This window comes from Alysiella crassa DSM 2578 (genome assembly GCF_000745955.1).
In the GTDB taxonomy this organism is placed as follows: Bacteria; Pseudomonadota; Gammaproteobacteria; order Burkholderiales; family Neisseriaceae; genus Simonsiella; species Simonsiella crassa.
In genome coordinates, this window is record NZ_JQKH01000077.1 from 1 (window position 1) to 12,361 (window position 12,361).

The window sequence follows — 12,361 nt, forward strand, 5'->3', positions numbered from 1 at the left end:
GTGAATTCAATTTAAACCAGTACCGCGTTGCCAGCTCCCTTATGTACTAGGTGTACACGGCGGTCGCTGTCGCCTTGTCCTGATTTAAATTGAATCCACTATATAATACCCCTTTTCCCAAGAGATTATCTAAATGACTACCCCCATCACACGCGGTATTTACCGCCATTACAAAGGCAATTTATACGAAGTTTTAGAACTCGCCCGCCACAGCGAAACCGAAGAAGAATTAGTGGTTTACCGCGCACTCTACGGCGATTACGGCGTGTGGGTACGCCCAGCCGCCATGTTCTCCGAATGCGTGGGCGATGGCGTGCCACGTTTCGCATTGGTCAAGGCATTCGCATGATACGCCGTGCCACCGCCGCCGATTGTGCGGCACTTGTCGCATTGGATTTACGCTGCAATCCGTCTGCGTGGACGTTGGCGCAATTTCAGGCTGCCTGCAAATCCAGTCATGATGTTGTTTTAATTGAACAAAATGAAATGGGCGATGTGCGCGGTTTCATCGTTTGGCAAACGGTTTTGGACGAGATGGAGCTGCATTTAATCGCCACCGCGCCCGAGTATCGCCGACAAGGGATTGCCAGCGCCTTGTTGGTGCAATTGTTTCAGGCTGCCTGTGAACAAGCTATCTATCGGATTTTATTAGAAGTTCGCGCCAGCAATCTTGCCGCGCAACAATTGTACGCGCAACACGGTTTTGCCGAAATCGCACGGCGCAAAAATTATTACGGTGGCACGGAAGACGCTGTTATTATGGAGAAAATATGCTAGACAGCCGCTATATTCATCTGCACGAAGCATTGGGTTTGGGCGCGATGTGGTTAAAACAGGGTGCGAAAATCATAGGGCAGCCTGAAAACCTTGTCCACGCGCCAAGTACGCCCACTTCCAGCGTTTCTCCAAAAAAAGAAATTAAAAATCAAGAGAATATGTCTTCCGCACGACTGGCTTTGTTGCAGCGTGTGAAAAGTGCCACTTTGCCGCAAAACGCGCCGACCGCGCCTATGGTGGCGGAAAAAATCAGCTATCCTACTGATACAGTTGAACATTATTTGATACAATTGTCGGGCAGCATTCCTGCGGCTCGGGTGTTGGCGATGAGCGTGTGCGCTGCGCCTGCGGATGTGGCGGCTGGGCGATTGTTTAGCGGCGCAGATGGCGAATTGTTGCGGAAAATGTTGGCAGCTATTCATTTGAATTTAAAAGATGTTTTTATTACATCGTGGTTGAAAGATTTGCCCGATTTCAATCCGAAACCATCGCCCGAAGCGGTGCTTGCCGCCGCGCCGCGTGTGTTGGCGGAATGGCAATTGAGTGGCGCACAGGCTTTGTTGTTGATGGGAGAATTTTTTGAACGCGATGATGTGCAAGCGCAATTGCCTGATGTTAAAGCATTTATTATTCCGCACCCGCAACGCATTTTGAATAATCCCAGTTTAAAACGACCTGCGTGGGAGACTTTGCAGCAGTTGGCGGATTATTTGGTAAGTCGTTAAATGGATTCAGTTTATTATTTTTCAGGCTGTCTCACAGTAAACGACATTTTTTGTAGGGTATGCCGTGCGCACCAAATGGTTGGAATCATTGGAATATGGTGGTGTATTTGGTACGCATGGCACACCCTACCGCCCCATTTTCAGGCAGCCTGAAAAAAATTTTATTAACCTAATCCAAAAAAAAAAAACCAAAACCATGCCCCCCATCGCCCAAACCCTACACGCCGCCAAATGGCAAGCCATTGAAACCTATCTTGCCGACCGCCGCCCACTCAACTATTTCCGCCACCACACCGTCGCCGTAGAAAACGCCCTGTGCGCGTGGTGGGCAGAATTATTTTCGGAACACGAAGAATTGAGCCTGCTCGCCATCGGTGGTTTTGGGCGCAAAGAATTGTATCCGCATTCCGATTTGGATTTAGCCATCGCCGCGCCCCACGAATTAACAGACGCGCAACACCAAAAAATTACCCAATTTATTCAAATACTTTGGGATAATCAACTGGCACCCGCCATCAAATCAGGCAGCCTGAAACAGCTCGCCGAAAGTGCCAAACACGATTTGACCGCCGACACCGCTTTTTTGGAAACCCGTTTTCTGGCAGGCAGCCTGAAAACCGCACAAAATTTTCAAATCCTATTGCATAATCAACGCGATACCGCCCAATTTATTGAAGGCAAATTGCTGGAAATGAGCCAACGCCACGCCAAACAGCCCGCTTTTGCGCTGGAGCCGAATATTAAAAATGGCGTGGGCGGTTTGCGCGATATTCACACAATGATGTGGCTGGCAAAAGTGCAAAATCTGCGTGCAGATTTTAATCATTTACAAAAAAATCAAGTGATTAATCATATAGAAAGCGGTATGTTACGCAGCAGCTATCGCACGCTGGCAAAGTTGCGAATTGAGCTGCATTTGGCGGCAGGTCGCGCCGAAGACCGCTTGATTTTTGATTTGCAAAACACGGTGGCGGCAAATTTGGGCTACGGCAACCAAGCCCAGCAAGCCATTGAACAATTAATGCGACAATTTTATCGCGCCGCAAAAAATATTTCTCAATTAAATCAAATTATTATACCCATGCTGCGTGAACGCATTTATGTGAATTATCCGCGCATGACCCATGAATTAGACGAACATTATTACCACATCAACCACCAAATCGCCATTAAAAACCTGCACTTATTTGAAGAGCAGCCTGAACACATTTTCGGCATTGTGCAAAAATTGCAAGCCAACAACGATGTCCACACCATCGCCCCCAAAACGCTACGCGCGTGGTGGACGGCGGTGCAAAAATTGGACAGCGATTTTTACGCCAATCCCATTCATAGAGCGCAATTTTTATCGTTTTTTCAAATGGGTACGGGCTTGAGCGCGACCATGCGGCTGTTGAATTTGTATGGCGTGTTGGCGAAATATTTGCCTGCGTGGGACAAAATTGTGGGGCTGTTACAGCATGATTTATTTCATGTTTATCCTGTGGACGACCATATTTTAATGGTGCTACGCAATGTGCGGCGGCTGGCGATTGAGTCGCACAGTCATGAATTGCCGTTTGCGTCTTCGCTGATGCAAGGGTTTGAAAAAAAATATGTTTTGTATCTTGCCGCGCTGTTTCACGACATCGCCAAAGGGCGCAATGGCGACCACGCGAAATTGGGTGTGGCGGACGCGCTCGCTTTTGCCACCGACCACAGGCTGCCTGAAAACGATGGCGAATTGTTGGCGTGGCTGGTGGAACATCATTTATTGTTTTCCATTGTGGCGCAAAAACAGGATATTCACGACCCCGAAGTGGTGCAGAAATTTTGTCAAACTGTGGATTCCACAGAAAAACTCACCGCATTGTATTTGCTGACGGTGGCGGATATGCGCGGCACCAACCCGAAAATTTGGAATACTTGGAAAGCGCAATTATTGGAAACGCTGTTTCAGGCTGCCTTAAAATATTTGTCGGGCGAACACGCCAATCGGCAAACTTTGGCTTGGCACCGAAAACAGCAAGCATTTGATTTATTAAAACAAAATCACGATGAAAAACGGATACGTCAATTGTGGCAGGCTTTGGGCGATGCCTATTTTGTGTATTATGATGAAACGGAAATTTCGTGGCAATTACCTGAATTGATTGATGATTTTGAGCAATCTTGTGTACGCATGAAAACGCAAGCCGACCGCTTACACGTTTTAGTGTATATGCGCAATCGGGAACGGCTGTTCACGCGCATTTGCCGTTTGATTAGCCAACATGGGCTGGATATTTTGGCGGCGAAAGCCTTGATTACGGCGCATGATTTTATTTTAGATGAATTTATTTTGCAGCTCCCCGAACAATTCAATGGCAATGACATGGCGCGGATTCAAAACCATTTATTGTTTCAATTACAAGAATTTATTCAAGGCAAACGCGATGTGTCGCACCACGCCCAAGCACCCAGTCGCCGTGCGCGGTATCAGCCGATTGCGCCGCATATTCAGCTCACGCCCGACACGGAACGCGCCGAGTGGTATTCGCTGGAAATTACCGCGATTAACCGCCCCGCGCTGTTGGCGGACATCACCGAAGTGTTCGCGCAACACAAAGTGCGTTTGTATCACGCCAAAATCGCCACGCTCGCCGACCGCGTGGAAGATGTGTTTTTGCTGCATTGCCCGTATTTGGATAATACCAACAAGGAATTGGCGTTTCAGACGGATTTGTTGAAAGTATTGGGATAATGTTTTCAGGCTGCCTTGATTGGGAAGGCAGCCTGAAGATTTTATCGCCCACAATATTGGTTGAAAATATTAAAAATAAATTTATTTTTAAAACAATATGCTTAATATGTAAGCAAATTGACCATTTATCCAAACAAAATCATTTCCTCCTAGATGATAATAAATATTTATTGATTAAAATCAAAATAATGTGAAAAAAATAAACCATTTATGCCCATAATCAGCTTGCTTGATTCCGCCTTACTGTTATAATGACTCATTGTGTAAGCGTATGTAGTCAAAGGTAAATATTTTTCTATCTCTATGATTTTTTTATTACTTTTTGTCTATTGCGACACATCATTCACATGATGACTGAAAATAAATTCAACGCATTCATTATTCAAGGAGAACCATCATTATGTCTGAAATCAAAAGAACCCCTTTTAATCAAGCACATCAACAACATGGTGGCAAGCTAGTTGATTTCTCGGGCTGGGAATTGCCTGTTAATTACGGCTCGCAAATTCAAGAACATGAAGCAGTACGCACGGACGCAGGTATGTTTGACGTGTCGCACATGATGGTAACCGATGTAGTGGGCGAAAACAGCAAAGCATGGTTACGCAAATTATTGGCAAATGATGTGGCAAAATTATCTTTTGTAGGCAAAGCCTTGTATTCGCCATTGATGAATGAACAAGGCGGCGTGATTGACGATTTAATCGTGTATCGCATGAACGATGAAGAAACGCAATACCGCATTGTGTCCAATGGCGCAACGCGTGAAAAAGACGCCGCGCATTTCCAAGCCACCGCCAAAGAATTTGGCGTATCCTTAACTCATCGCACCGATACGGCGATGTTGGCAGTGCAAGGTCCACGCGCCGTTGAAAAATTATTGAGCGTGAAACCCGATTGGGCAGACACCGTGCAAGCCTTGAAAGCATTCCAAGGTGCAGATATGGGCAATGGCTGGTTTGTGGCGCGTACAGGTTATACAGGTGAAGAAGGCGTGGAAGTGATTTTGCCTGACACGGCTGCCACCGAATTTTTCACGGCTTTGAGCCAAGCAGATGTTCAACCATGCGGTTTGGGGGCGCGTGATACTTTGCGTTTGGAAGCGGGCATGAATTTGTATGGTCATGATATGGACGATGAAACCAGTCCATTGGTCGCTGGCATGGGTTGGACAATTGATTTGAAAGATGAAAACCGCGATTTTATTGGCAAAGCCCCTTTGGTGGCATTGAAAGCGGCTGGCGTGCCACATAAACAAGTGGGTTTGTTGTTGGAAACGCGTGGTGTTTTGCGTGAAGGCATGGAAGTGGTTACGCCATTTGGTAAAGGCGTGATTACCAGTGGTACATTCTCGCCAACTCTGAAACAATCCATCGCCATTGCGCGTGTGCCAACCGAAACCACAGATAGCGCAGAAGTAGATATTCGTGGCACATTAACGCCTGTGCGCGTATTAAAATTGCCATTTGTACGCAATGGTCAAAAGCAGTTTGAATAATTTTTCAGGCTGCCTTTCAATAATATTTTAGGATAATTTTTTATCCCCCGCACCAAATGATTCAAAAAATTTCGGTGCGTAATACGCACCCTATATGAATTCTGTCGTGTATTGGAAGGCTGCCTGAAACCCCTTGATTTTTATTTGAAGCATGACATTAATTCTTAACCAAACAACTTGGAGAACAAACCATGAGCATTCCTGCTGATTTGAAATATGTTGCGAGCCATGAGTGGATTCGTGTGGAAGCAGATGGTTCTGCAACCATCGGTATTACTCAACATGCACAAGAATTGTTGGGCGATATTGTGTTTGTGGAATTGCCTGAAGTGGGTGCCACATTTTCTGCGGAAGACCAAGCTGGCTCAATAGAGTCTGTGAAAGCAGCATCTGATGTATATAGCCCGATTTCTGGCGAAGTGTTGGCGGTAAACGAAGCCTTGACCAGCAGCCCAGAATTGGTAAACAGCGCCCCTTACGGCGCATGGTTCTTTAAAATCAAACCAAGCAATCCAGCAGAATTGGAAACTTTATTGACTGCTGAACAATACGCAGGCGAAATCGCCTAATCATCAACAGGCTGCCTGAAAAGTGAAATGTGTTTTCAGGCAGCTTTTTTACGTTCAGGCTGCCTGAAAATTTATTTAGGAGAATTATTATGAAATTAAATCAATTGTTTAATCATACAGAATTTTCATCTCGCCATATTAGTTTCCCCGACCAAGCGGCATTGTTGGCGGCTTTGGGTGAAACCGATATGGCTAGTTTTATTAGCCGAACCGTGCCAGACAGCGTGCGTATGCCTGCCGAAAAATTGGCATTGCCCGATGCTTTGAGTGAAGCAGACGCGTTGGCAAACATCAAAGAAATTGCCAAGAAAAATAAAATTTTCAAAAATTACATTGGCTTGGGCTATTATCCAACGCGTATGCCAGCCGTGATTCAACGCAATGTGTTGGAAAACCCCGGTTGGTACACCGCCTACACGCCGTATCAAGCGGAAGTGTCGCAAGGTCGTTTGGAAGCCTTGTTGAATTTCCAGCAAATGACGATTGATTTAACGGGTTTGCCTGTGGCAGGTGCGTCATTATTGGACGAAGCCACCGCCGCCGCCGAAGCGATGGCAATGGCAAAACGTGTCAGCAAATCCAAATCCAATCGCTTTTTTGTGGACAGCCGTGTCTATCCACAAACTTTGGACGTGATTCAAACCCGCGCGAAATATTTTAATTTTGATGTGGTGGTCGGCGATTTTGCGGCGGCGCAAGACGGCGAATTTTTCGGTGCGTTATTGCAATATGTCGGCACAGACGGCGATGTGGTGGATTTGACCGATGTGATTACCGCTTTGAAATCTAAAGGCGCGGTGGTGGCGGTGGCGGCTGATGTGATGAGCTTGGTATTGCTGAAATCGCCTGCGGAAATGGGTGCAGACATGGCTTTGGGTAACACGCAACGCTTTGGTGTGCCGATGGCATTTGGTGGACCACACGCGGCTTATTTTGCGTTTAAAGATGAATTTAAACGCTCTTCCCCCGGTCGCATTATTGGCGTGTCGGTAGATGTTACGGGTAAACCTGCATTGCGCATGGCTTTGGCAACGCGTGAACAACACATTCGCCGCGAAAAAGCGAATTCTAATATTTGTACATCGCAAGCCTTATTGGCAAATTTGGCGGGCATGTACGCCGTGTATCATGGCGAAGAAGGGGTAAAACGCATTGCACAACGCATTCATGCGCTGGCGGTGGCATTTGCTCAAGCGGTTTCAGGCAGCCTGAAAGTGGTACACCAAGTATTTTTTGACACGGTATTGGTGGATTGTGGCGCACAGGCAGACGCTATTTTTCAGGCTGCCTTAAATGCTGGCTACAACTTGCGCCGTGTGAATGAAACGCGTATTTCTGTGGCATTCCATGAAGCAACATCGGCGCAAGATTTTGCTGATTTGGTGCAATTATTCACAGGTACAGCAGGCGTGTTGCCCGAAACAGCTTCTGTGCAATTACCCGAAACTTTATTGCGTAAAGAACCCATTTTGCAGCACCCAACATTCAAAAAATACCATACCGAACATGAAATGTTGCGTTACCTGAAAAAATTGGAAGACCGCGATTTGGCAATGAATCGCAGCATGATTTCATTGGGTTCTTGTACCATGAAATTGAACGCGACCAGCGAAATGTTGCCGATTACTTGGGCAGAATTTGCGGAAATTCACCCATTTGCGCCACGCGACCAAGTGGCTGGCTATTTGGAATTGATTGACCATTTGCAAACGCAATTAAAAGCCATCACAGGTTTTGACGCGATTTCATTCCAACCCAACTCGGGTGCTTCGGGCGAATACGCGGGCATGGTGGCGATTCGTCGTTACCAAGAATCGCAAGGGCAAGGTCATCGCACCGTTTGCCTGATTCCGCGTTCGGCGCACGGCACGAATCCTGCGACCGCGCACATGGTGGGCATGGACATTGTGTTGGTGGATACTGATGAACACGGTAATGTGGACATCGCCGATTTACGCGCCAAAGCGGAATTGCACCGTGAAAACTTGTCTGCCATCATGATTACTTATCCGTCTACGCATGGTGTTTATGAAGAGGGCATTCGTGAAATTTGCCAAATTATTCATGACAATGGCGGTCAGGTGTACATGGACGGCGCGAATATGAACGCGCAAGTGGGCATTATGCAGCCTGCAGAAGTGGGCGCAGACGTGTTGCACATGAATTTACACAAAACCTTCTGTATCCCGCACGGCGGCGGTGGACCGGGTGCAGGTCCGATTGGCTTGAAAGCGCATTTGGCACCATTTGCGCCCAACCATGCAATTGTGAACATTGATGGCGTAAACAAAGGCATGACGGCAGTATCGGCTGCCCCATTTGGTTCGGCTGGGATTTTGCCGATTACCTATATGTATATTTTAATGATGGGCGCGGACGGTATGCGCCAAGCCACCGAAACGGCTTTGCTCAATGCCAACTATTTGGCGCATGAATTGTCCAGCGACTACCCCATTTTGTACACAGGCAAAAACAACCGTGTGGCGCACGAGTGTATTGTGGATTTGCGCCCACTCAAAGCGGAAAGCGGCATTACCGAAACCGATGTGGCGAAGCGTTTGATGGACTATGGTTTCCACGCGCCAACCGTATCGTTCCCTGTGGCGGGTACGCTGATGATTGAGCCAACCGAAAGCGAAAGCAAAGCCGAACTTGACCGCTTTATCGCCGCGATGAAACAAATCAAGCAAGAAATTGAAAATGTGAAATCGGGCGTGTGGACAAAAGAAGACAATCCATTGGTGTTTGCGCCACACACGGCGGAAAGCGTGAGTGGCAGCGAATGGAATCGTGCGTACAGCCGCGAAGTGGGTGCGTATCCATTGCCTTATTTGCATGAACACAAATTCTGGGTCAGCGTGAGCCGCATTGACGATGTACACGGCGACCGCAATTTGATTTGCACTTGCCCACCAATTGATAATTACGAAGATTAATCCACAATAATCAGGCAGCCTGAAAAATTATTTTCAGGCTGCCTTTTTGGTTTTGTGTATTATCGTAGATTCAATTTAAATCAGGACAAGGCGACAACGACCACCGTGTATTATTTTAATTTTAAACAACTATATATTTTTGACCAGAACTTACCTACGCACATAATGCACCAAATCAAACCCCGTCCCATTTTGCGAAACCTGTTTTTCGCGCGACACTTCACGCCACACATCGGCAGCAAATTCGGGGAAATAGGTATCGCCATCGGCTTGCAATGCCACTTCGGTTAAACGCAAATCCGTTGCCAAATCAATAGACTGAGCATAAATCTGCGCCCCACCCATAATGATGATTTCCGCCACATCGCCACATGCCGCCAACGCGTCCGCCAAATTTGCAAACACTTCCGCGCCCTGCCCTACCCAATCTGTTTGGCGCGTGATGACCAAATTACGGCGATTGGGCAAAGGTTTGCGTGGCAGACTGTCCCACGTTTTGCGCCCCATAATCACGGGTTTTCCCGATGTATAATGTTTAAAAAACGCAAAATCTTCGGGAATATGCCATGGAATGTCATTATTTGCGCCGATAATCCGATTTTGTGCCAAAGCGGCAATTAATGTAATTTTCTGCATAATCTTATTTTCCAAATCAACAGGCAGCCTGAAAATATTTTCAGGCTGCCTCAATATTATTTGCGGCGCAATTGTTCCGCCGCTTCCAAAGCAAAATAGGTCAAAATCCCATCTGCACCCGCCCGTTTAAACGCCAACAAGCTTTCCAAAATCACCTTATCTTTGTCCAACCAGCCATTTTGAATCGCCGCCATCAACATCGCATATTCGCCCGAAACCTGATACGCAAAAGTCGGCACACCAAACTCATCTTTCACACGGCGCACCACGTCCAAATACGGCAAACCGGGTTTCACCATCACCATGTCCGCGCCTTCCAAAATATCCAAAGCTACTTCGTGTAAGGCTTCATTGCTGTTGGCGGGGTCTTGCTGATACTGGTCTTTGGTGGATTTGCCCAAATTGCCTGCGCTACCCACCGCGTCGCGAAAAGGTCCATAAAACGCCGAAGCATATTTCGCCGAATACGCCATAATGCGCGTGTGAATATAGCGTTCATTTTCCAGCGCAACCCGAATCGCGCCAATGCGACCGTCCATCATATCCGATGGCGCAACCACTTGCGCCCCTGCTTCCGCGTGGCTCAAAGCCTGTTTTACCAAAACTTCAATTGTTTCATCGTTTAACACATAACCCGTGTCATCGGTCAAACCATCTTGACCGCTCAAAGTATAGGGGTCAAGTGCCACATCGGTCATCACGCCCAATTCGGGAAATTCGCGGCGCAAAGCGCGTACCGCCGTTTGCACCAAACCATCGGGGTTGTAGGCTTCACGCGCGTCCGCCGTTTTGTTTTGCGTAACCACAGGAAACAAAGCCAACATGGGAATACCCAATTCACAAGCACGCTCTGCCGTTTTTAATAATAAATCAATACTTTGCCGTTTCACATTCGGCATAGACGCGATTTCCTGTTCCTGATTTTGCCCTTCCAACACAAAAACAGGGTAAATCAAATCATTTGGTGTCAGCACATGTTCACGCATTAAACGGCGCGAAAAATCATCTTTACGCATGCGGCGCAAACGCGTCATAGGAGCTTGGCGAGTCGGAAAATTCATCGTGTTTCCTTATTTGCAAATAAAAAACCACATTTTAACATTTCAGGCAGCCTGAACACACCTTCAGGCTGCCTGAAAACAGAAAAATCTATTATTGAGAAGCCGATACCACACTTGGTTGCCAAGTAGGTAACCATTTTTCTTCCAAAGCTTTAATCGTACCATTAGCATGTAATTTATCAATACCCGTATTGATTTTATTCAATAATTCCGTATCGCCTTTTTTCACCAAAAACACCAAATTGCGCGGCGGTTCACCATCAATTTGCACATAACGCGTTTTATCCTGATTCTTCATTTCATGCGCATAATACGCCAAAACATAATTCGCACCCAAAACCGCGTCTACATTCTTATTGTACAACTCGCGTGCCGACAAATAAAAAGTATCCGTAACCATCACATTATTCGGCGAACCTGTTAATTTAGTAGCTAAATCAATCATTTGCTGACCATAATACTGGCTAACCGCGATTTTTTTGCCCTGCAAACTGGCAGTAGAATTAATCGTTTTATTCGGGTCTTTATCATCGCACACCGCCGCCACAATATATGCCTGCATAAACGGCTTACTCACATCTGCTGCAGGATATTGTGCATTATCATAAAACGCCGAAGCCCACACATCATGTTGTTTGCCCAAAGTTTCATGCCACAATTTCCGTGAACTGTGTTCCATATTCACATTAAAGCCTTCAGTTTTGCCAATCGCTTTCAACAAATCCCCTTCAATACCAAGCACTTCACCCTTTTCCGTACGATACTGAAATGGCGGATAAGTTGCGTCTGTCCCAACCTGAATTGTTGGTAAATTGGGATTAGCCACAGGCGCAGCATTTTGCGTTGGCTCGGCAGCAGGTGTGTGCGCTGCTTTATCGCCACACGCACTCAACAATGCACCCATTAATAACACAGATAACCATTTTTTATGAAACATAATCGTAGTCCTTTTGCTATAGTTAATGAGAAGATATGATGAGTTAAATTTACCCAAACTTGTTAAACACCATTATAAGCCTTTATTCCAAAATAACAAGATGAAAATTAAAAAACCTGTTCATTCACATAAACAGGTTTATATTTTTCAGGCAGCCTACAAAATAAAACCCCAGACTACTGTTTCTAGTAGACTGGGGTTTTGTGTAAATAGTTTGGCGATGACCTACTTTCGCATACGATTGTATACTATCATCGGCGCTGGAATGTTTCACTGTCCTGTTCGGGAAGGGAAGGAGTGGAGCCAAACCGCTATGGTCGCCAAACGTAAAGGGGAACAAACTGGGAAGCCGATTTTAAACAAAGGTTTTGGTTTGTTTGTGTTGATTTTGTATTTTTTGGTGATGACTGAGTCATCAGTAAGCTTATTTCATTTTATATTTACTTTGATTTCAGTTTATTTCGATTTCAGTTTATTTCTGTTTTCAAAGTTCTTCAAAT

11 protein-coding genes and 1 rRNA gene are annotated in these 12,361 nt (G+C 46.1%); 8 read left to right on the forward strand and 4 right to left on the reverse strand.

What is annotated here, in order from left to right; translation table 11 throughout:
* Positions 1-133: 133 nt before the first annotated feature.
* The 7 genes from Q338_RS10125 (at position 134) to gcvP (ending at position 9,227) form a co-directional block, all read left to right on the forward strand.
* Positions 134-349 carry a DUF1653 domain-containing protein gene (locus tag Q338_RS10125; protein WP_034294986.1) on the forward strand — a complete coding sequence of 72 codons (216 nt, stop codon included), beginning with the start codon at positions 134-136 and terminating at the stop codon, positions 347-349.
* Complete coding sequence (rimI, locus tag Q338_RS10130) at positions 346-777, forward strand: ribosomal protein S18-alanine N-acetyltransferase (protein ID WP_034294988.1); 432 nt, start codon at positions 346-348, stop codon at positions 775-777. The genes Q338_RS10125 and rimI overlap by 4 nt, the downstream gene beginning before the upstream one ends.
* Positions 771-1,502, forward strand: coding sequence for a uracil-DNA glycosylase family protein (locus Q338_RS10135; RefSeq protein WP_034294990.1), 732 nt, complete (start codon positions 771-773; stop codon positions 1,500-1,502). The genes rimI and Q338_RS10135 overlap by 7 nt, the downstream gene beginning before the upstream one ends.
* 196 nt (positions 1,503-1,698) lie before the next feature.
* Positions 1,699-4,224, forward strand: a complete 2,526-nt coding sequence (gene glnD, locus Q338_RS10140; protein ID WP_034295012.1) for a [protein-PII] uridylyltransferase — start codon at positions 1,699-1,701, stop codon at positions 4,222-4,224.
* Between the two features lie 400 nt (positions 4,225-4,624).
* Positions 4,625-5,722: a glycine cleavage system aminomethyltransferase GcvT gene (gene gcvT / locus Q338_RS10150; protein WP_034294995.1), complete on the forward strand. Its 1,098-nt coding sequence runs from the start codon at positions 4,625-4,627 to the stop codon at positions 5,720-5,722.
* A 191-nt stretch (positions 5,723-5,913) separates the two neighbouring features.
* Positions 5,914-6,291: a glycine cleavage system protein GcvH gene (gene gcvH, locus Q338_RS10155; RefSeq protein ID WP_034294998.1), complete on the forward strand. Its 378-nt coding sequence runs from the start codon at positions 5,914-5,916 to the stop codon at positions 6,289-6,291.
* An 89-nt stretch (positions 6,292-6,380) separates the two neighbouring features.
* On the forward strand, positions 6,381-9,227 hold the full coding sequence (gene gcvP, locus Q338_RS10160; protein ID WP_034295001.1) for an aminomethyl-transferring glycine dehydrogenase: 2,847 nt from the start codon (positions 6,381-6,383) through the stop codon (positions 9,225-9,227).
* A gap of 150 nt (positions 9,228-9,377) precedes the next feature.
* On the opposite strand, the gene Q338_RS10165 is transcribed toward gcvP, so the two are convergent.
* The 4 genes from Q338_RS10165 to rrf all read right to left on the reverse strand — a co-directional run bounded on the left by Q338_RS10165 (position 9,378) and on the right by rrf (position 12,186).
* On the reverse strand, positions 9,378-9,863 hold the full coding sequence (locus Q338_RS10165; protein ID WP_034295004.1) for a dihydrofolate reductase: 486 nt from the start codon (positions 9,861-9,863) through the stop codon (positions 9,378-9,380).
* 56 nt (positions 9,864-9,919) lie between these two features.
* Entirely contained in the window at positions 9,920-10,924 is a 1,005-nt protein-coding gene (gene hemB / locus Q338_RS10170) for a porphobilinogen synthase (protein ID WP_034295006.1), read from the reverse strand.
* Between the two features lie 91 nt (positions 10,925-11,015).
* Entirely contained in the window at positions 11,016-11,861 is an 846-nt protein-coding gene (locus Q338_RS10175) for a transporter substrate-binding domain-containing protein (RefSeq protein WP_034295009.1), read from the reverse strand.
* Between the two features lie 212 nt (positions 11,862-12,073).
* Positions 12,074-12,186, reverse strand: a 5S ribosomal RNA gene (rrf, locus tag Q338_RS10180).
* Between rrf and Q338_RS15050 the strand changes: the two genes are divergently transcribed.
* Positions 12,175-12,361: hypothetical protein (locus Q338_RS15050; protein ID WP_084693592.1), on the forward strand; the 187-nt coding region annotated here is incomplete at its 3' end. The genes rrf and Q338_RS15050 overlap by 12 nt on opposite strands.

Excerpts from the sequence above, each read along its gene's own strand:
- Q338_RS10125 (WP_034294986.1), top strand. The coding sequence starts at position 134 with ATGACTACCCCCATCACACGCGGTATTTACCGCCATTACAAAGGCAAT.
- rimI (WP_034294988.1), top strand. The coding sequence starts at position 346 with ATGATACGCCGTGCCACCGCCGCCGATTGTGCGGCACTTGTCGCATTG.
- Q338_RS10135 (WP_034294990.1), top strand. The coding sequence starts at position 771 with ATGCTAGACAGCCGCTATATTCATCTGCACGAAGCATTGGGTTTGGGC.
- glnD (WP_034295012.1), top strand. The coding sequence starts at position 1,699 with ATGCCCCCCATCGCCCAAACCCTACACGCCGCCAAATGGCAAGCCATT.
- gcvT (WP_034294995.1), top strand. The coding sequence starts at position 4,625 with ATGTCTGAAATCAAAAGAACCCCTTTTAATCAAGCACATCAACAACAT.
- gcvH (WP_034294998.1), top strand. The coding sequence starts at position 5,914 with ATGAGCATTCCTGCTGATTTGAAATATGTTGCGAGCCATGAGTGGATT.
- gcvP (WP_034295001.1), top strand. The coding sequence starts at position 6,381 with ATGAAATTAAATCAATTGTTTAATCATACAGAATTTTCATCTCGCCAT.
- Q338_RS10165 (WP_034295004.1), bottom strand. The coding sequence starts at position 9,863 with ATGCAGAAAATTACATTAATTGCCGCTTTGGCACAAAATCGGATTATC.
- hemB (WP_034295006.1), bottom strand. The coding sequence starts at position 10,924 with ATGAATTTTCCGACTCGCCAAGCTCCTATGACGCGTTTGCGCCGCATG.
- Q338_RS10175 (WP_034295009.1), bottom strand. The coding sequence starts at position 11,861 with ATGTTTCATAAAAAATGGTTATCTGTGTTATTAATGGGTGCATTGTTG.